The sequence below is a fragment of the Janthinobacterium sp. HH102 genome (genome assembly GCF_001758625.2).
In the GTDB taxonomy this organism is placed as follows: domain Bacteria; phylum Pseudomonadota; class Gammaproteobacteria; order Burkholderiales; family Burkholderiaceae_D; genus Janthinobacterium.
In genome coordinates, this window is sequence record NZ_CP062062.1 from 5,807,880 (window position 1) to 5,827,975 (window position 20,096).

Annotated in this window: 15 protein-coding genes; 6 read left to right on the top strand and 9 right to left on the bottom strand. The window is 65.3% G+C overall.

All coding sequences use genetic code 11. The features are described from left to right. Window positions 1-93: 93 nt before the first annotated feature. Window positions 94-2,565: a TonB-dependent receptor gene (locus tag JAB4_RS26455; RefSeq protein ID WP_070218607.1), complete on the top strand. Its 2,472-nt coding sequence runs from the start codon at window positions 94-96 to the stop codon at window positions 2,563-2,565. Here the strand turns inward: JAB4_RS26455 and JAB4_RS26460 are convergent. Together JAB4_RS26460 and JAB4_RS26465 are read right to left on the bottom strand one after the other, a co-directional pair. Next, window positions 2,562-3,659 carry an alginate lyase family protein gene (locus tag JAB4_RS26460; protein ID WP_070218608.1) on the bottom strand — a complete coding sequence of 366 codons (1,098 nt, stop codon included), beginning with the start codon at window positions 3,657-3,659 and terminating at the stop codon, window positions 2,562-2,564. The two genes, JAB4_RS26455 and JAB4_RS26460, sit on opposite strands and share 4 nt — an antisense overlap. Next, window positions 3,656-4,657, bottom strand: coding sequence for a type 1 glutamine amidotransferase (locus tag JAB4_RS26465; RefSeq protein ID WP_070218609.1), 1,002 nt, complete (start codon window positions 4,655-4,657; stop codon window positions 3,656-3,658). The genes JAB4_RS26460 and JAB4_RS26465 overlap by 4 nt, the downstream gene beginning before the upstream one ends. A 218-nt stretch (window positions 4,658-4,875) precedes the next feature. Here JAB4_RS26465 and JAB4_RS26470 point away from each other — a divergent pair, with 218 nt between their 5' ends. The 3 genes from JAB4_RS26470 to JAB4_RS26480 are packed head-to-tail and all read left to right on the top strand — an operon-like array spanning window position 4,876 to window position 6,738. Further along, window positions 4,876-5,175, top strand: coding sequence for a hypothetical protein (locus JAB4_RS26470; protein ID WP_227742045.1), 300 nt, complete (start codon window positions 4,876-4,878; stop codon window positions 5,173-5,175). Beyond that, on the top strand, window positions 5,172-6,209 hold the full coding sequence (gene dapA / locus JAB4_RS26475; RefSeq protein ID WP_070224299.1) for a 4-hydroxy-tetrahydrodipicolinate synthase: 1,038 nt from the start codon (window positions 5,172-5,174) through the stop codon (window positions 6,207-6,209). Before JAB4_RS26470 ends, dapA begins: the two co-directional genes overlap by 4 nt. Continuing rightward, on the top strand, window positions 6,187-6,738 hold the full coding sequence (locus JAB4_RS26480; RefSeq protein ID WP_070224298.1) for a ParA family protein: 552 nt from the start codon (window positions 6,187-6,189) through the stop codon (window positions 6,736-6,738). The genes dapA and JAB4_RS26480 overlap by 23 nt, the downstream gene beginning before the upstream one ends. A 95-nt stretch (window positions 6,739-6,833) precedes the next feature. Here the strand turns inward: JAB4_RS26480 and JAB4_RS26485 are convergent, their stop codons facing one another. The 7 genes from JAB4_RS26485 to kdpF all read right to left on the bottom strand — a co-directional run bounded on the left by JAB4_RS26485 (window position 6,834) and on the right by kdpF (window position 15,926). After that, a complete protein-coding gene (locus JAB4_RS26485) occupies window positions 6,834-7,583 on the bottom strand; it encodes a TorF family putative porin (RefSeq protein ID WP_070224312.1) in 750 nt (249 codons plus the stop codon). 146 nt (window positions 7,584-7,729) lie between these two features. Next, window positions 7,730-8,428, bottom strand: a complete 699-nt coding sequence (gene kdpE, locus JAB4_RS26490; RefSeq protein WP_034746496.1) for a two-component system response regulator KdpE — start codon at window positions 8,426-8,428, stop codon at window positions 7,730-7,732. Next, window positions 8,425-11,166: a DUF4118 domain-containing protein gene (locus JAB4_RS26495; RefSeq protein ID WP_070224297.1), complete on the bottom strand. Its 2,742-nt coding sequence runs from the start codon at window positions 11,164-11,166 to the stop codon at window positions 8,425-8,427. Before JAB4_RS26495 ends, kdpE begins: the two co-directional genes overlap by 4 nt. Window positions 11,167-11,351: 185 nt before the next feature. Further along, window positions 11,352-11,927, bottom strand: a complete 576-nt coding sequence (gene kdpC / locus JAB4_RS26500) for a potassium-transporting ATPase subunit KdpC (protein ID WP_070224296.1) — start codon at window positions 11,925-11,927, stop codon at window positions 11,352-11,354. Window positions 11,928-11,937: 10 nt separating this feature from the next. Next, entirely contained in the window at window positions 11,938-14,022 is a 2,085-nt protein-coding gene (gene kdpB / locus JAB4_RS26505) for a potassium-transporting ATPase subunit KdpB (protein ID WP_070224295.1), read from the bottom strand. Between the two features lie 9 nt (window positions 14,023-14,031). Continuing rightward, on the bottom strand, window positions 14,032-15,837 hold the full coding sequence (gene kdpA / locus JAB4_RS26510; RefSeq protein WP_070224294.1) for a potassium-transporting ATPase subunit KdpA: 1,806 nt from the start codon (window positions 15,835-15,837) through the stop codon (window positions 14,032-14,034). Next, entirely contained in the window at window positions 15,837-15,926 is a 90-nt protein-coding gene (gene kdpF, locus JAB4_RS26515) for a K(+)-transporting ATPase subunit F (RefSeq protein WP_034746483.1), read from the bottom strand. The genes kdpA and kdpF overlap by 1 nt, the downstream gene beginning before the upstream one ends. Window positions 15,927-16,388: 462 nt before the next feature. Between kdpF and JAB4_RS26520 the strand changes: the two genes are divergently transcribed. Together JAB4_RS26520 and JAB4_RS26525 are read left to right on the top strand one after the other, a co-directional pair. Beyond that, window positions 16,389-18,386: a DNA topoisomerase IV subunit B gene (locus JAB4_RS26520; protein ID WP_070224293.1), complete on the top strand. Its 1,998-nt coding sequence runs from the start codon at window positions 16,389-16,391 to the stop codon at window positions 18,384-18,386. Continuing rightward, window positions 18,386-20,095: a molecular chaperone HscC gene (locus tag JAB4_RS26525; protein WP_070224292.1), complete on the top strand. Its 1,710-nt coding sequence runs from the start codon at window positions 18,386-18,388 to the stop codon at window positions 20,093-20,095. Before JAB4_RS26520 ends, JAB4_RS26525 begins: the two co-directional genes overlap by 1 nt. Window position 20,096: the final 1 nt, after the last annotated feature.

Sequence of the window (20,096 nt, forward strand, 5' to 3'; positions counted from 1 at the left end):
AATATTTTCTGCAAAGTGAGCTGTTTTACCGTGCTCGCGTGACCTGGAAGATAGGCAGTCTCCATCTTGCGCATCCACGAAAGGCTTTATTCCATGCACCACGCTTCGCGTTCCCTCCTTACCCGTACCGTTCTGGCCTGCGCCCTGGCGCAGATCGGCATGGCCCTGGCCCTGCCGACGCCAGCCCAGGCGCAAAGCCGGCAAGTACGCGCCTACAGCATTCCGGCCGGCGCGCTGGGCGACGTGCTGACGCGCTTCGGCAGCGACAGCGCCATTTTGTTGTCCTTCTCCAGCGATACCACACAAGGCTTGCGCAGCGCCGGCCTGCAAGGCAGCTACAGCCTGCACGATGGCTTCCGCGTGCTGCTGGCCGGCAGCGGCTTGCAAGCCGTGCCGCAGGCGAATGGCGGCTACCTGCTGCAAAAGATCCCCGCCGGCGCGACTACTCCCACGGCGGACAGCCGCGGCATGGCCGTCATGAGCGGCGTCACCGTGGTGGCGTCGGCCGAGCGCAGCGCCGCCACCAGCGGCACGGGCAGCTATACAGGCGGCCCCGCCAGCGGCGCCACGGGCCTGGCCCTGACGCAGCGCGAAACGCCGCAGTCGCTGACCATCGTCACGCGCCAGCAGATGGATGACCAAAACAGCAACGCCGTCTCCGACGTCATGAAGAACGTCAATGGCGTGAGCGTGCAAAACTATGACAGCGACCGCTGGAGCTTTCAGGCGCGCGGCTTTGCCGTCACCAATTTCCAGTACGACGGCGTCTCGGCCATCTATGACGGCGTCTACGACTGGGGCACGACCAACAGCGACATGGCCATCTACGACCGCATCGAAGTGCTGAAGGGCGCGACGGGCCTGATGAGCGGCTCGGGCGACCCGTCGGCCACCGTCAACATGGTGCGCAAGCGCCCCACCGCCGACTTCGAAGGCGCGGCCACCCTGGGCGCGGGATCGTGGGACAATTACCGGGGCGAGGCAGATGTCTCCGGTCCCCTGAACGACAGCCGCACGGTGCGCGGCCGCCTGGTCGGCGCCTATCAGGACAAGCACTCCTACCTGGACCGCTACACGCAGCAAAAATCCGTCGCCTACGGCATCGTCGAGGCGGACCTGACACCCGTGACCCTGCTGACGGCCGGCTTTACGCACCAGGATTACAAGCCGCGCGGCTCGACCTGGACGGGCTTCCCCGTGCTGCTGGCCGACGGCTCGCGCACGGATTTCCCCACCGCGTGGAATCCGGCCACGGACTGGAGCCGCCGCGACATGCAGAACACCACGCTGTTCACCTCAGTCGAGCATAGCTTCGCCAACGCGTGGAAACTGACACTGAGCGCCAACCAGCTGCGCAGCAAGCATGACAGCGTGCTCGGTTCGGCCAGCGGCGGCAATCCCGATCCCGTCACGGGCGAAGGCGCCTATTTCTTCATGGGCAAATACAAGGGTGACCGCCGCCAGACCACCGTCAACGTCGACGCCAGCGGGCCGTTTACCGCCTTCGGCCGCCGCCATGAAGCGATGCTCGGCTATTCCCATTCGACGGCAAAGCAGGATGGCCCCGTCTACGAATCGGTCTATCCCCCCGTCGAAGGCAGCTATTTCGACTGGCGCGGCCAGTATGCGGAACCCGCATTTAGCCGTATGGGCAACGACAACGACAGCACGCGCCAGAGCGGCCTGTATGGCGCCGTGCGCCTGCATCCGGCCGACGCGCTGTCCGTCATCGTCGGCGCGCGCGTGAGCAACTACAAGCAGGAGCAGGACCGCAGCTTCTTCGACCCCAAGACCGCGCGCATCACCTCGCGCATCGAGGAAAGCAACGTCATCACCCCGTATGCGGGCGTCGTGTATGACCTCGACAAGACGTATTCCCTCTTCGGCAGCTATACCAGCATCTTCGCTCCGCAAAGCAACCGCGATGTGAACCGCAACTTCCTCGCCCCCGTGCGCGGCAAAGGTATCGAGGCGGGCGTGAAAGCCGAATACCTCGATGGCAAGGTCAATGCCAGCGCGTCCCTGTTCCAGATCCGCCAGAGCAATGTGGCCAGCTCCGTGGGTGAAGTCAACGGCGAGGAAGCGTATCGAGCCATCGACGGCGTCACCAGCCGCGGCGTGGAAATGGAAGTGACGGGCGAAGTGATGCAGGATGTGAAGCTGAGCGCCGGCTATACCTACACCCACGTGCGCGACGCGGATGGCAAGGATGTCTTTTCCACCATGCTGCAAACCACGCAGCCTGCCCATTTGGTGCGCGTGCAAGGCTCGTGGCGCCTGCCGGCCAGCCTGGACAAGCTGACCGTCGGTGGCGGCATCAACTGGCAAAGCAGCTACTACGGCAATATCTGGAATCCCGCCATCGAGGATTATTCACGCATCAAGCAGGGCGGCTACGCGCTGGTCAACCTGATGGCGCGCTACGAGATCAGCAAGAACGTCACGGCCAGCCTGAACGTGAACAACCTGCTGGACAAGAAGTACTTCACGGGCCTGGGCCTGTTCCAGACGGGCTTTTACGGCGAACCGCGCAACGTGATGTTCACCGTGCGCACGAAGTTTTAACCAGCAAGTTTTAACTCACTGCCGTACAGCGCCAGCGCCCAGGCGGGCGGGCGCAAGTCCAGCGCCAGGGACAGGTAAGCGGGATCGAAGCGCGCCGCCAGCAGATACACATTGGCGGCGCCCTTGGTCTCCCAGTTCCCCGTAAAGCCCTTTTCGCCGGCGGCCACGCGCTTGCGGTCGAAGGGCACGGCGCTTTTCGCGAACTCCTCGTGCGTCTTTTTGCCCTGCGCATACGGCGCCAGCCAGGCCAGCGCCTCGGCCAGGCGCCGCGCTTCCGGCGCGCCATACCAGTCGTCGCCATGCGCCTGCGCCATCAGGGCCGTCGTCAGCAGCGGCTCCAGGCTGTAGGTGGTGTAGTGCAGGGCGTCGCGCTGCTCGAAGTCGAAGGGCACGCCGCCGGCGCCGATATTGCGCGGCACGTGCGCCAGGAAGCGTTCCTTCGCCCGCGCGACCAGCAGGGCGTCGCCCGTGACATACGCGGCGGCCGTGCCGATCTTGATGCGGTGGCTGTGCCAGTTGTTGCGCGCCGTGGACGGGCCGCCCACCTTGACGGGATCGCTCAGATACCCGTGCGCCAGGGTGCGGCAAAACGCCTGCACCTGCTCGCGCTCGATACCGTTCAAGCGCTCCTGTACCAGGTCAAATCCCATCAGCAGGCTGGCCAGTTCCGTCTCGTCGACGGGGCTGAACGAGGGCTGATAGCTGCCGCTCCAGGCCAGCAGCAGCTGGCGCGCCGCCTCGAAATGCGGCATCTCGCCCGACAGCCGCCAGGCCAGCGCCTGCAAGCGCGCCTGGCGCCAGTCTTCCTGCGCCTGCTGGCTGGTCTCGCGCCCGCCCTCTCCCTTCAGCAAGCCGCCCGTGCGCACTTCCGCCATCAGGTGCACGGGCCGCGCCGCGTCCTTGCGCGCCGCCTTGACCACCTGTTCCGCGATGGCCGGCGCCACCCGCGCCTTGAGCGTGCGGGCGCGCGCGGCGGACGTCAGCGCAAACGTCAGCGCGCCCTCATGCGGGCGCGGCGCCGCGTGCAAGCCCGCCAGGGGCAGCGCCAGCAGGCCGGCCAGCACGGCGCGCCGGCGGATCAGATGCGTACTCAAAACCGCGTCTCCCGCGCCGCGCGCAAAAAGTTATCGAGGATGGGCGTGCAATCGAGCAGCTCGACGCCGCCCGCCGAATGGAATTCCGGGTGCCACTGCAAGCCCATGACGAAGCGGGCACGCTGGTAGCGGATGGCCTCGACGATGTTGTCCCCTTGCGAATAGGCTTCCACAGTGACGTCGCGCCCCAGGTCCTTGACCGACTGGTGGTGGATGGAATTGACGAGCGCCTCGCCCGTCTTCGGGAACATGCCCGCCAGGGACGAGCCTTTCGGGAAGACGATGGTGTGGCGGTGGCGGTCATACAGGTCGTTGACGTGGGAGGCCGCACCTTCCACGTCCGAGGCGATGTCCTGGTACAGGGTGCCGCCAAAGCCCACGTTGATCAGTTGGCAGCCGCGGCAAATGCCCAGCACGGGTTTGCCCGCGTCGACGAATTCATGCAGCAGTTCCAGCTCGTACAGGTCACGCGCGCGGTCGCCGTTCCATTCGGGCCGAGTGGCTGCCTCGGAATACGTCTGCGGCGAGACGTCGGCGCCGCCCTGCAGCACCAGACCGTCCAGATGGCGCGCATAGTGGCGCAGGGTGATGTTGCTCGGGTGTAGCTGGCCGCTGGTATTGACCGTCGGGATCATGAACACGAGCACGTCGCGCGACATGACCCACTGGGCGATCGACTCTTCCAGGTATTGCAGGTTCTTGCTGCGCAGGCCAGTGGCGCCCGGCTCGGGGTGGAAAATGCGCGCCGAGATGCCGATGCGCAGGGTGCGCCGCATGAAATCGCGGCTGGCCTTGTCGCGCATGGAACGGTAGCGCGACGAGATCACCCGCCAGGCCAGCGCCAGCGGCGTGTCGTTATCCTTCAAATAGCGGGGGGCGGCGTCGCGCGCGCGGTGCTCATCATCGGGCGCCCGGCGGCCTACCCGGTCGGGCCGGGACGGCGTTGGCGCTGCGGGATCGGTGGATGGGGGCTGCTGGGGATCTTTTTCGTCTGACATGGCGGGGCTGACTGAAAGCGGAGACGTTTTCAATATAAACCCCTGTCTCCGAAAGCACGATTCAATTTTGTAACAAAAGCCCACGCGCGGGGCCTCTGCGCAACACACTCACGCCGCCTGCATACAGCCCGTTTACGCCGGGGGCCCCGCTTTTTAGAGAATCTTTACGCCCCCGCTGCTAATCTTGAACGTACCTCAACCACCGCTGCAAAGCCACCATGGAACCCCATTCACGCATGCCATCGCATCAAGCACTGCCCCACCGCCACCCCCGCCTGCCCACCTTCCTCATGCACATCACAGTCGACAAAGCCTGCCTGGCCGAGCTGCGCCGGCTGGTCGTCAGGACCTGCGGCGGCATGCTGTCGTTCATGCGCGTCGAAGCGGTCGATCATGCCGAGCGCATGAAAGTCTGGCTGTGCGTCACGGAACCGGCCCTGCGCCTGACCATGGATGCCGTCATGCGCCTGCTGCCGGCGGCGGAATTTGGCCGTATCAGCCAGGGGAAATCGCTATGAACCAGTACTCCTGCGAGCAGGCGATGTCGTCATCGCGCATCACCGCGCACTTCCAGGGCATCTGGGTGCCGATGGTCACGCCATTTTGCGACGGCGATGGCGACATCGACTTCGATGCGGCCCAGCAGCTGGCGTGCGAACTGGCCGCCAGCGGCGTCGATGGCCTGGTGGTATGCGGCACCACGGGCGAAGCGGCCATGCTGAGCGCCGCGGAACAGACCATGCTGCTCGACAGCGTGCTCGAAGCCGTCGGCCCCCGCTTTCCCGTCGTGATGGGTATCGGCGGCAGCGATACGCGCAGCGTCGTCTCCGCCGTGCAGCGCTACAACGACCATCCGCTGGCCGGCCTGCTGGTCTCGGCGCCCGCGTATGTGCGCCCGTCGCAGGGCGGCATCGTGCGCCACTTCCAGGCCATCGCCGCCGCCACCGACCAGTCCATCGTGCTGTACAACGTGCCGGCCCGCACGGGCGTCAATATCGAACCGCAAACGGCGGCACTGCTGGCGCGCGACTCGCACTTCGTCGCCATCAAGGAAGCGGGCGGCAAGCTGCAGCAGCTGGGCGAACTGCTGCTCGACACGCGCCTGGACGTGCTGTGCGGCGACGACGCGCTGCTGCTGGCCAGCCTGTCCATGGGCGGCCACGGCGCCATGTCGGCCGCCGCCCAGGTACGCCCCGACCTGTATGCGCAGCTGTACCACCTCGTCAGGCAGGGCCGCCACGGCGCCGCCGGCGCCCTGTTCAAGACCATGCTGCCCGTCATCCGCCTGCTGTTTGCCGAACCGAATCCCGCTCCCGTGAAGGCGGCGCTGGCCATGCAGGGCAAGGTGCGCGACGCATTGCGACTGCCGATGACGCCGATGTCGGCCGCCGGCCAGGCCGCCCTGGCCGAAGCGCTGGAGCCCCTGATGGAACTGCCCGCATGGACCGCGGGCGACAGGGATGCGCCGCGCGAAGGCTGTCTGCTGCAGCTGGTTTCCCCTGCCAACATCATGCCAGCCGTGCGCCAAGATGATCATCGCCATCACGGATGACCGCGGAGGGATGGAGAAATCCATCCTGGCCGGGCGGCTGGCCGCCTCGCGCGCGCTGGCCGGCCGCAAGGTGCTGCTGCTCGATGCCGATCCGCGTCAGGGCGCCATGGCGCAGGCCAGGAACATGCACGACGGCGCCATGCACGGCAGCCTGACGCGGCCGCGCCTGATGGCGCGCGCCATCAGCGCCAAGGGCTTGCAGCCGGAGCTCGAGCACCTGGTGCACTGCTACCACGACATCGTCATCGACAGCGAAGGCCGCGACTCCATGGGCAGCCGCTCGGCCCTGATCGCCGCGCGCGTACTGGTGGTGCCGCTAGCCGGCGTCGCCGACGCCGGCGCGCAGGCGGGCCTGGCGCGCCGCATCGCGCACGCGCGCAGCGTCAATCCCGGCCTGCGCGTCCTGCTGGCAACGGACACGCAGGCGGCGCCCGCCCATGCCCTGGCCACGCAGATTCCAGCCGCCCGCGTGGTCGGCCTGGGGCAGCTGTATTGCGCCGTCTTCGACAACCATCACCGCGCAGCATAGCTCTCGACAGCTGGGGTCAGACCCGACGGGTCTGACCCCGTGGCGCAAAAAAAGGCGGCGCATGCGCCGCCTCTCCTTTCAGTCAACTCAGTCCATTAAAACGTCTTGCTGACCGTCAGCTGCAGCGCCGTCTTGCCCATGAATTTGCCATTCACGGGCGAGGCATACGCCGCCTTGCCCGCGTTCGTGCCGATCACGGCCAGCGCGCCCGAAACAAAACCGAAGTCGCGCGTAACGCCCACTTTCCAGTCCGTGTAGCTCGATGCATCATTGTTTTTCACTTTCTGGTGGCCCGCATGCAGGTTGCCGGTCCAGCCGTTCGTCAGGTCGATATTCGCGCCGATATCGAGGTAGCCGCTGTTCTTGCTGTTGACGATGCCGAACAGGTTCGAGACGGCGTGCGAATATTTGATATAGGCGGGGCCGTACGACAGCTGGCCGTAAACTTCCTGCGTGTCCGCGTCGGCCAGGCCGGCGACGTGCTTCAAGCCGTTGTCCGCGTACACATAGGCGAGCACGCCGACGTCATAGCCAACATCGCCGCCCAACTGGCCGCGCTTGCCCGCATACAGATCGACTTCCACGTCGCCGCTGCCGCCCGCATCCTTGGTCCACTTGATGGTGGAAGCCCAGGCGCCCGCATACAGGCCCGTCGGGTTGTTGATGTAATCCACGCCGCCCTGCAGCGCGGGCTTCAAGCGCGTCTGCGAGATGCCCCGGTAACGGTAATCGGACACGCCGGCCACGTTGAAACTGACTTCATTGTCGGGCTTGGCCTCTTCCGCGTGGGCAAGGCTGCCGGTAAAGGCGGTCGCGACGGCAAGTGCAAGTAGCATTTTATTCATGGTTTTTTCTTCTTCATGGGTGGTATGGGCCTTTGCCAACATGGCGCAGCTGGCCCGCCGCTGCAAAAATTCGCTGCAAAAATTTAAAGTAAAGCGTCCCCCCGGCGCGCGCGGCGCCTGTTTTCAAACAGGGGAAATAACAGGTGTTAGAGCGGCAGCAGCAAGCGGTAACCGACAGCCGTTTCCGTCAGCAGGTACTGCGGCTGGGCCGGATCGGCTTCCAGCTTCTGGCGCAGATGGCCCATGTAGATGCGCAGGTAATGGCCGTTTTCGCTGTTCGACGGTCCCCACACTTCGCGCAGCAGCTGCGGATTGGTGACCACCCTGCCCGCATTCTTCACGAGCACCGACAGCAGGCGGAACTCCGTCGGCGTCATGTGCACCAGCTGCTTGTTGCGCGTCACCAGCCGGTCCTTCAGGTCGACGCGCACGTCGCCGAACTGCACCACGCCATCATCGCTGGCGGCAGGCTGGCGCTGGCGGCGCAAGGTGGCGCGCACGCGGGCCAGCAGCTCGCCCACGCCGAACGGCTTGGTCAAGTAGTCATCGGCGCCGGCATCGAGCGCGCGGATCTTGTCCTGCTCGTCGACCCGCGCCGACAGCACGATGATGGGCACGGCCGACCATTTGCGGATGTCGGCGATGAAATCGATGCCGTCGCCGTCGGGCAGCCCCAGGTCCAGCACGATCAGGTCGGGCCGGCGCGTGCCCGCGTCGATCAGGCCCCGCTGCATGGTGGCGGATTCGAAAATCTGCCAGCCCTCGTCTTCCAGCGCGGCGCGCACGAAGCGGCGGATTTGCGGTTCATCCTCGACCAGCAAGGCGGTGGCGGAAGGTTCGTTCATGTTGGTTTTCCTGTTTCATGGTCGTTGGCGTCATCGAGCTCGATCTCCGGCGGCGCCGGCGGCGTGCCCAGCGGCAGGCTGAAGACGATGGCGGCGCCCTGCCCCGGCGTGTGGGGCTGCGCATGGATGGTGCCGCCATGAGCTTCGACGATGGCGCGGCAAATGGCCAGCCCCAGCCCGACGCCCGGCTTGTTCGATTCGCGCTCGCCGCGCGTGAATTTTTCAAAGATGGCTTCTTCGCGGCCGGGCGGCAGGCCCGGGCCATCGTCAAGCACCGTCACCTGCAGGAACTGGCCATGCACGCCGGCGGCGACCGTGATGGTGCTGCCGGGCGGCGTGTACTTGGCCGCGTTTTCCAGCAGGTTGCACAGCACGCGCTCGATCAGCACGGCATCGTAGCGCACCAGCGGCAGGTCCGGCGCCAACTGTGTCTGCACGGCGTGCTGCTGCAATTGCGGGCCGCTGGCGCGCAGCGCGCTGCCCACCACTTCTTCCAGCGCCTGCCATTGCAAATTCAGGCGCACCTGGCCGCTCTCGATGCGCGCCATGTCCAGCAGGTTCGCCACGAGGGCGCTCATGCGCACGGTTTCGGACTGCAGCGAGCGCGCCATGTCCAGCTGCGCGGGCGACAGCGCAGGCCGGGACAGCGCCAGCGATTCGGCCAGGCCCACCAGCGACGTCAAGGGCGTGCGCAAGTCGTGCGACAGGGCCGCCAGCAGCGAATTGCGCAGCCGCTCCGATTCCATCTGCAGCAGCGCGCCCTGCGCCACGTCGATGTAGTGCACGCGTTCGAGGGCGATGGCCGCCAGCGCGGCAAAGGTATCGAGGTGCTGGCGCTGTTCCGGCACCAGCAGCCAGCGACCGTGCGCTGGCGCCTCCAGGGGCAACAGCGCCAGCACGCCCCGCGTACGCATCGGCGCGATCAGCGGCAGGTAGAAAATGGGCGAAGCCGGCAAGGTATCGGTGCCCGTTCCCGCCGCCTGCGCATGGTCGAAGGCCCACTGCGCGATGCCGATATCGAGCGGTTCGCCGCCGTTCGCGGCCTGCAAGCTGCCCTCGTCATCGGGCAGCAGCAAGGTGGCGCGCGCGCGGAACGCCCGTTCGATGGCGCTTTTCGTGATGTCGAAAATCTGCTCCGTCTGCAGCACGCCGGACAATTCGCGCGAGAATTCGTATAAGGCGCGGGCGCGCGCTTCGCGGTGCGAGGCCACGCGCGCCTGGAAGCGCAGACCGGCCGTCAGGTGGCCCGTGATCAGGCCCACGGCCAGCATCACGCCAAACGTGATCACATACTGGAAATCGCCCACGGCAAACGAGAAACGGGGCGGCACGAAGATGAAATCGAAGCAGGCCACGCCCACCAGGCTGGCCAATGCCGCCGGCCCGCGCCCCAGGCGCACGGCCAGCAGCACCACCGTCAGCAAGGACAGCATGGCGATGTTGGCCAGGTCCAGGTAGGGCTGCAGCGGCACCGAGGCGAGGGCCGTGCCCAGGCTGGCGCCAGCGGCCAGGATATAACGCCAGTGACGCGCGGGCCGGCGCGGCGCGTCCGCGTCGTCGCCCGCCGCGCGCCGGGGCGCCGCATCGGCCGGCGGCAAGCCCACCTCGATCAAATCGATATCGGGCGCCAGGCTGGCCATGCGGGCGGCCGGCGGCGCCTGCCACAGGCGCGCCAGCGCACGGCCGCGGCCACGGCCCACGATGACTTTCGAGATATTCGCGCCGCGCGCATACTCGACCACGGCGCCGGCGATGTCGGCGGACGGCACAATGGCCGTGCGCGCGCCCAGGTCCTGCGCCAGTTTCAGGGTTTTCAGGATGCGTTCGCGCTGGCCCGCCGGCAAGCGCTGCAAGCGCGGCGTTTCCACGTACAGCGCGTGCCATTCCGCGTTCAGCTGGCTGGCCAGGCGCGCCGTGCTGCGGATCACGTGTTCGCCCCCCGCGTGCGGTCCCACGCAGGCCAGCAGCGCGGCGCCCGTCTTCCATACGGGGTTGATCGATTTTTCAACGCGGTAGGCCTGCACGTCATCCTGGATCCGGTCCGCCGTGCGGCGCAAGGCCAGCTCGCGCAGGGCGATCAGGTTACCCTTGCGGAAAAAATGCTGCGATGCGCGTTCGGCCTGCTGCGGCTGATACACCTTGCCCTGCTTCAGGCGGCGCAGCAGTTCATCGGCGGGGATATCGACCAGCACCACTTCATCGGCGCGGTCGAACACCGTGTCGGGCAGGGTCTCGGCCACGCGCACGCCCGTGATCCCGCCCACCACGTCGTTCAGGCTTTCCAGGTGCTGCACGTTCACGGTCGACAGCACGTCGATGCCAGCCGCCAGCAATTCCTCGACGTCCTGCCAGCGCTTCGGATGGCGCGAACCGGCCACGTTCGAATGGGCCAGTTCATCCATCAATATCAGCGGCGGCGCGCGGCGCAGGGCCTCGTCCAGGTCGAACTCGTACAGGGTCTTGCCCCGGTACTCGATGGCTTTGAGCGGAAGCACGGGCAAGCCGTCCAGCTGGGCCGCCGTATCCTGGCGCCCATGCGTCTCCACCACGCCCACCAGCAAGTCCTGGCCGTCGGCCAGCAATTTGCGCGCGGCCGCCAGCATCGCGTAAGTCTTGCCGACGCCGGCCGAGGCGCCGAAATAGATGCGCAGCCGGCCGCGCGCGGCTTTCTGTTCCTGCGCCTGCACTTGCGCCAGCAGGGCATCAGGGTCGGGGCGTTGGCTGTCGTTGGGGAGCATGTTGTATTTTAATCTTCTTGGGCATTGTAGGTCGGATTAGCGCGTCCGAAGGGCGCGCGTAATCCGACAACATCGTTGGCCTGGCTGGGGCTATGGGTGATGTCGGCTTACGCTGCGCTAAGCCGACCTACGCCGACCTACGCCGATCCAGGCCAACGTTTGCCGACCTACGCACCGTTGCCAGCTTACTTTGCCATGGCATCCAACGCCAGATTCAGTTCCAGCACATTTACGCGCGGTTCGCCGAAAAAGCCGATATACGCGGTTTTCTGCACCTTGGCGATGGCGTTTTCCACCTGCGCCAGCGGCACGGCGCGCACGCGGGCCACGCGGGGCGCCTGGTACAGGGCGCCCGCCAGGCTGATTTCCGGGTCCAGGCCGCTGCTCGACGCCGTCACCAGGTCAACGGGGATCGGCTTGCGGTTGCCGGGATCGGCTTCCTTCAGGGCGGCGATGCGCGCCTTGACGGCGTCCACCAGGGCCGGATTGGTCGGCCCCTGGTTCGAGCCGCCCGAACCGGCGCCGTTATTGGCCATCGGCGCGGTGGCCGACGGCCGGCCCCAGAAATACTTGGGCGAGGTAAAGGACTGGCCGATCAGCATCGAGCCGACGGGCTTGCCCCCACGCTCGACGATGCTGCCGTTGACTTCATCGTTGAAGGCCAGCTGGCCGATACCGGCCGTGGCAAACGGATAGACGACGCCGCAGATCACGGTCAGCGCGGCAAACAGGACCAGGGCGGGACGGACGATAGTGCTCATGATGGTTCCTTTAGACTAAATTGAGGGCGGACAGCAGCATGTCGATCAGCTTGATCCCGATGAAGGGCAAAATAATCCCGCCCAGGCCGTAGATCAGCAGGTTGCGGCGCAACAGGCTGGCCGCGCCGATGGCCCGGTACTGCACGCCTTTCAGCGCCAGCGGAATGAGCACGACGATGATCAGGGCATTGAAGATCACGGCCGACATGATGGCCGAGGCGGGGCTGGCCAAATGCATGATGTCGAGCGCCTTCAATTGCGGATAGGTGCCCACGAAGGCGGCCGGGATGATGGCGAAGTACTTGGCGATGTCGTTCGAGATCGAGAACGTCGTCAGCGAACCGCGCGTCATCAGCATCTGCTTGCCGATTTCAACGATTTCCAGCAGCTTGGTCGGGTTCGAATCGAGGTCGACCATGTTGCCCGCCTCCTTCGCCGCCTGCGTGCCCGAGTTCATGGCCACGGCCACGTCGGCCTGGGCCAGCGCGGGCGCATCGTTGGTGCCGTCGCCCGTCATCGCCACAAGGCGGCCTTCGGACTGGTAGCTGCGAATCAGTTTGAGCTTGTCTTCCGGCGTCGCTTCGGCGAGGAAATCGTCCACGCCCGCTTCGGCGGCAATCGCGGCCGCCGTCAGCTTGTTGTCGCCCGTGATCATGACGGTCTTGATGCCCATGCGGCGCAATTCCGCGAAGCGCTCCTTGATGCCGCCCTTGACGATATCCTTCAGTTCCACGGCGCCCATGACGCGGCCGTCGTCCACCACCACCAGCGGCGTGCTGCCGCGGCGCGCGATGTCGTCGACGGCGCGTCCCACCTCGGCCGGATACGGCTGGCCCAGCGCTTCCACATACTTTTTCATGGAATCGGCCGCGCCCTTGCGCAACTGGCGCACCTGCTGTTCGCCCGGGATATCCACGCCGCTCATGCGCGTCTGCGCCGTGAACGGGACGAAGGTGGCGTGCAGGCTGGCCATCTCGCGTTCGCGGATATTGAATTTCTGCTTGGCCAGCACGACGATGCTGCGCCCTTCCGGCGTTTCATCGGCCAGCGAAGCCAGCTGCGCCGCATCGGCCAGCTGCTGTTCCGTCACGCCGGGCGCCGGCACGAAGCTCGACGCCTGGCGGTTGCCCAGGGTGATGGTGCCCGTCTTATCGAGCAGCAGCACGTCCACGTCGCCGGCCGCTTCCACGGCGCGCCCCGACGTGGCGATCACATTGGCCTGCATCATGCGGCTCATGCCGGCCACGCCGATGGCCGACAGCAGGCCGCCGATGGTGGTCGGAATCAGACACACGAGCAGCGCGATCAGCACGGTGATCGTCACCGGCGTGCCGCTGCCAGCCGCCGCCACGGAAAACAGCGAGTACGGCAGCAGGGTCACGGTGACGATCAGGAACACGATCGACAGGGCGACGAGTAAAATCGTCAGGGCGATCTCGTTCGGCGTCTTCTGGCGCTTGGCGCCTTCGACCATGGCGATCATGCGGTCGATGAAGGCTTCGCCCGGGTTGACGGAAACGCGCACCAGCAGCCAGTCGGACAGCACGCGGGTGCCGCCCGTGACGGCGGAAAAGTCGCCGCCCGATTCGCGGATGACGGGCGCCGATTCGCCCGTGATGGCGCTCTCGTCGACGGAAGCCACGCCGGCCGTCACCTCGCCGTCGGCGGGAATCACGTCGCCCGCTTCGACCAGCACCGTCATGCCCTTGCGCAGGTCGGTCGCCGGCGTGGGCAGCCAGGAGGTGCCGTACTTCGGCGTCTGCATTTTCTTCGCCATCACCGTCTGCTTGAGCGCGCGCAGGGACGCTGCCTGCGCCTTGCTGCGGCCTTCGGCCAGCGCTTCGGCGAAGTTCGCGAACAGCACGGTAAACCACAGCCACACGGCGACGGCGACGATGAAGCCGAACGGCGCTTCACCCTGGCCACCGCTGATCCCGGCCTGGGTCGCCAGCAAGGTCGTGATGATGCTGCCGACATAGACGACGAACATCACGGGGCTGCGCCACTGCGTGCGGGGGTCGAGTTTTTTGAACGCATCGACGATGGCGGGGCCAATCAGTGCGGAATCGAACAGAGTCAGGCTTGTGCGTGACATGGTAGCCTCTTATTTGATGAAAAGTTGCAGGTGTTCGACGATCGGGCCCAGGGCCAGCGCGGGAACGTAATTGAGCACGCCGACGAGCACGACGACGCCGATCAGCAGGCCGATGAACATGGGGCCGTGCGTGGGCATGGTGCCCGCGTTGGCCGACAGGCGCTGCTTGGCCGCCAGCGAACCGGCCACCGCCAGCACGGGCACGATCACGCCGAAGCGGCCGAACCACATGGCGATCGCCAGCATCACGTTGTAGAACGGCGTGTTGGCGGACAGGCCCGCAAACGCGCTGCCGTTGTTGTTGGCCGCCGACGTGAAGGCGTACAGGATCTCGGAGAAACCGTGGGCGCCCGGATTGGCCACGCCGATCTTGCCCGGTTCGACCATCACGGCGATCGCCGTGCCCGTCAATACGAGGGCGGGCGTGATCAGGATGGCCAGCGACACCATCTTCATTTCATACGCCTGGATTTTCTTGCCCAGGTATTCAGGCGTGCGGCCTATCATCAGGCCGGCGATGAAGACGGCCAGGATGGCGAACATCAGCATGCCGTACAGGCCCGTGCCCACGCCGCCGAAGATCACTTCGCCGAACTGCATCAGCAGCAGCGGCACCATGCCGCCCAGGGGCATGTAGGAATCGTGCATGGAATTGACGGCGCCGCACGACGCGGCCGTCGTCACCGCCGCGAACAAGGTCGAGGAGCTGATGCCGAAGCGCGTTTCCTTGCCTTCCATATTACCTCCCGATTGCAGGCTGCTGGCCTGCTGGTCCACGCCCAGCGATTGCAAGGCCGGATTGGCTTGCTGCTCGGCGCTCATCACGCCGGCCGTCATGACGACAAAGATCAGGGTCATCGCGGCCAGCACGGCCCAGCCCTGGCGCATGTCGCCCACCATGCGGCCGAAGGTGAAGCACAGGCCGGCGGGAATGATGAAGATGGCCAGCATCTGCAGGAAGTTCGACAGCACGGTCGGGTTTTCGTACGGATGCGAGGAGTTGGCATTGAAGAAGCCGCCGCCATTCGTGCCCAGCAGCTTGATCGATTCCTGCGACGCGACGGGGCCCATGGCGATCGTCTGCGTGGCCGCCACTTGCGCTTCCATCACGGGTTTGCCGGCGGCGTCCAGCACGGGCTGGCCGTCGGCCGTCACCTTCGGCGTTTCATACGCCACGTGGTCGAGCAGGGTCACTTCCTTATAGGCGGAAAAATTCTGGATCATGCCTTCGCCCATGAAGACGACGGACAGGGCCAGGGACAGCGGCAGCAGGATGTACAGGGTCGAGCGCACCAGGTCGACCCAGAAATTGCCGATCGATTTGCCCGAGCGCGAGGCGAAGCCGCGCACCAGCGCGAAGATCACGGCGATGCCGGTGGCCGCCGAAAAGAAATTCTGGCAGGCCATGCCCAGCATCTGCGTCAGATAGCTCATGGTCTGTTCGCCGCCGTAGCCCTGCCAGTTGGTGTTGGCGACGAAGCTGACGGTGGTATTGAACGAGGAATCGGGGCTGACGGCGCCCAGGCCCTGGGGATTGAGGGGCAGGAAGCCCTGCAGGCGCTGCAGGCCGTAGACGAAGACGGCGCCCACCGTGTTAAACACGATCAGGGCGATGGCATAGCTTTTCCAGCCCATGGCCTTGTCGGCGGGAAGGCCGGACCAGCGGTACAGCAGGTTTTCCAGCTTTTGCAGCCAGCCCAGGCCGCGCACGGGGCCATCGCCGGCCACCTTGGCCATGTACAGGCCCAGCGGATAGCCGGCGGCCAGCAGCACGGCCAGGAAGGCCACCAACAACAATATCGATTGCGTCGTCATCACAGTTCCTCCGCCTTCAGCAGCGCCACCAGCAAATACACGAGCAGGCCGGCCGAGACGACGGCGCCCAGCACATAAAACGCGTTCATTTGACGCTCCCTAATTTGTCGCAGGCGACGGCAAAGCCGGCCGCCACGACGAAAAACACGGCAATCAAGCCGAGATACACGAGATCCATTCCCACCCTCATTCAGGTTTGTTTTGATAGTGAGCAGATTAGCCAAAAGGGTCTAAAAAATTCGTAAAGACTGGGAAGGCAGCTGTAAACAAGATGTAAAAAAGGCGGCTTTACCGCATAAAATCCATCACAATTGGCGCAAAACCACGCGCGCGGCGCACTGTTGTTGCCTTGGAGTAGCGCTATTGCTCGCCGGACAAGATAGAATGCGCGAGCGTCCGCACAAGGACGCCAAGCCTGCCGCACTGCCCTCTCCCAGTGACGCTGGACGGGATATACTGTATATTCATACAGTTATCGCCGCCGCTGTCATTGCGCCCGCAGTGCCCTGGCCTGGCGTTCCAACCACTGTCTTTACTTAGCTTGAACACGTATGGCCACTAAAAAACCAGCATCCGACTACAGCGAATCATCCATCCGTGTCCTGAAAGGACTGGAACCCGTCAAGCAGCGCCCGGGGATGTACACCCGCACTGAAAATCCGCTGCACATCATTCAGGAAGTGATCGACAATGCCTCCGACGAGGCGCTGGGCGGTCATTGCACGCATATCGCCGTGACGCAGAACACGGATGGCAGCATCACCGTCGAAGACAATGGCCGCGGCATTCCCGTCGGCCTGCACCCGGAAGAAGGCGTGCCGACGGTGGAAATCGTGTTTACACGGCTGCACGCGGGCGGCAAGTTCGACAAGGGTTCGGGCGGCGCCTACGCGTTCTCGGGCGGCTTGCACGGCGTCGGCGTGTCCGTCACCAATGCGCTGTCGACGCGCCTGGAAATCACCGTCTGGCGCAAGGAAAGCGATGGCAATGGCCTGCACCACATGGTGTTTGCCAACGGCGACGTGATCGAGCCCCTGAGTTCCCGCCCCGCCCCGCGCGACGGCAAAAAATCCGGCACGCGCGTCACCGCCTGGCCCGATGCGAAATACTTTGATTCGCCGAACATCTCGCAAACGGAGCTGCAACGCCTGCTGCGCTCGAAAGCCGTGCTGCTGCCGGGCGTGACCGTCACGCTGACCAACGCGAAGACGGGCGATACGCAGACCTGGCAGTACGCGGAAGGCTTGCGCGGCTACCTGACCGAAACGCTGGCGCAGGTATCGAACGGCGAAACCCTGATTCCCCTGTTCGAAGGCGCGCAATACGCGGGCCCGGACTCGGAAGGCTTTGCCGAAGGCGAAGGCGCGGCCTGGGTCGTGGCTTGGACGGAAGAAGGCGCCATCGTGCGCGAATCGTACGTCAACCTGATTCCCACCTCGAATGGCGGCACGCACGAATCGGGCTTGCGCGACGGCCTGTTCGGCGCCGTGAAAAACTTCGTCGAAATGCACTCGCTGCTGCCCAAAGGCGTGAAGCTGCTGCCGGAAGACGTGTTCGCGCGCGCATCGTTCGTGCTGTCGGCCAAGGTGCTGGACCCGCAATTCCAGGGCCAGATCAAGGAACGCCTCAATTCGCGCGACGCCGTGCGCCTCGTGTCGACCTTTACCAAGCCGCCGCTGGAACTGTGGCTGAACCAGCACGTCGACTATGGCAAGAAGCTGGCCGAGCTCGTGATCAAGCAGGCGCAGTCGCGCCAGCGCTCGCTGCAAAAAGTGGAAAAGAAAAAATCCTCGGGCGTGGCCGTGTTGCCGGGCAAGCTGACCGACTGCGAATCGTCGGACATCGCGCGCAATGAACTGTTCCTCGTCGAGGGCGACTCGGCGGGCGGTTCGGCCAAGATGGGCCGCGACAAGGAATTCCAGGCGATCCTGCCCCTGCGCGGCAAGGTCCTGAACTCGTGGGAGACGGACCGCGACCGCCTGTTCGCCAATAACGAGATCCATGACATTGCGGTGGCCATCGGCGTCGATCCGCACAGCGTGGGCGACTCTCCCGACCTGTCGGGCCTGCGCTACGGCAAGATCTGCATCCTGTCGGATGCGGACGTGGACGGCTCGCACATCCAGGTACTGCTGCTGACCCTGTTCTTCAAGCACTTCCCGGTCCTGATCAACAAGGGCCACATCTGCATCGCCCGTCCGCCGTTGTACCGCGTGGACGCGCCGGCGCGCGGCAAGAAGCCGATGCAGAAAATCTATGCGCTCGACGACGGCGAGCTGGTCGCCATCGAGGACAAGCTGCGCAAGGAAGGCGTGAAACAGGGCGCCTGGTCGATCTCGCGCTTCAAGGGCCTGGGCGAGATGAACGCCGAGCAGCTGTGGGAAACGACGATGAATCCGGACACGCGCCGTTTGCTGCCCGTCACGCTCGGTGAAATCGACCACATGGCCTCGGCGTCCCGCTTCAATATGTTGATGGGCAAGGGCGAGGCGGCAGGACGCCGCGCCTGGATCGAGGAACACGGCAATGAGGCGGAGGCGGATATCTGATGATCATCGGCATCGACCTGGGCACCACCAACAGCCTGGTCGCCATCTGGCGCGACGGCAAGGCATCCATCATCCCGAATGCGCTCGGTGAACACCTGACGCCGTCATGCGTGAGCATCGACGACGACGGCACCGTGCTGGTGGGCCGCGCCGCGCGCGAACGGCTGCAGACGCACCCGCAGCTGACGGCGGCCGTCTTCAAGCGCTACATGGGCAGCGAAAAGAAGATCACCCTCGGCACGCAGCAATTCCGCCCGGAAGAACTGTCGTCGATGGTGCTGCGCGCGCTGAAGGAAGATGCCGAAGCCTTCCTCGGCCACAAGGTCGAGGAAGCCATCATCACCGTGCCCGCGTATTTCAGCGATGCGCAGCGCAAGGCCACGCGCATCGCCGGCCAGCTGGCGGGCCTGCGCGTGGAGCGCCTGCTCAACGAGCCGACGGCAGCCGCGCTGGCCTACGGCATCCGCGACAAGGAACAGGAAAGCAAATTCCTCGTCTTCGACCTGGGCGGCGGCACGTTCGACGTGTCGATCCTGGAACTGTTCGAAGGCGTGATGGAAGTGCGCGCCTCGGCCGGCGACAATTTTTTGGGCGGTGAAGACTTCGTCACCGTGCTGGTCGACGCTTTCATGGAAGGCAGCGGCCTGCGCGACGCCGTCGGCAGCCGCCTGCTCGACCCGCGCCAGCAGCAGCTGCTGCGCGATGAAGCCGAGCGCGTCAAGCGATTGCTGTCGGACCAGCCGTCCGTGCGCATGGCCACGCGCTACCAGGACAAGGAATACAGCTGGGAGATCGGCGAAGACAAGCTGGCGCAGTTGTGCGAACCGCTGCTGGCCCGTTTGCGCCTGCCCGTGGAACGGGCGCTGCGCGACGCCACCATCCGCGCGGCGGAATTGAATGAAGTGGTGCTGGCCGGCGGCGCCACGCGTATGCCGCTGGTACGTAAACTGGTCTCGCGCATGTTCGGCCGCTTCCCCGCCATCCACCTGGACCCGGACGAAGCCGTGGCGCTGGGCGCCGCCGTGCAGGCGGGTCTGAAGATGCGCGACGCGGCCCTCGACGAAGTGGTCATGACGGACGTGGCGCCGTATTCGCTGGGCATTTCGATTTCGCGCCAGATCGGCGCGAACCAGTATGAGGGCGGGCATTACCTGCCCATCATCGAGCGCAACTCCGTGGTACCCGTCTCGCGCACGGAAAACATCACCACCATCCACGACAACCAGAAAGAAATCAACGTGGCGATCTTCCAGGGCGAGTCGCGCCTGGTGGCCGACAACGTCTTCCTCGGCAAGATCAGCTTCCCGATCCCCGCCAAAAAGGCGGGCGAGATCGGCATCGACGTGCGCTTCACCTATGACGTCAGCGGCGTGCTGGAAGCGGAAGTGACGGTGCTGGCCACGCAGGAAAAGCACAAGATGATCATCAGCGACAATGCGGGCGTGATGACGCCGGAACAGATCGAGCAGCGCTTTGCGGAACTGGCCGACCTGAAGATCCACCCGCGCGAGCAGATGGAAAACCGCACCCTCGTCACGCGCGCCGACCGCCTGTATGAACAGTCGCTGGGCGACGTGCGCCAGTACCTGGCGGCGCACACGGCGAATTTCCAGGCCGCGCTGGAAACGCAGGACCCGGCCACCATCCGCAAGGCGCGCCAGGCGCTCGACGAGGTGCTGCGCCAGGTCGAGAGCGAGAGCTTCCTGTAAA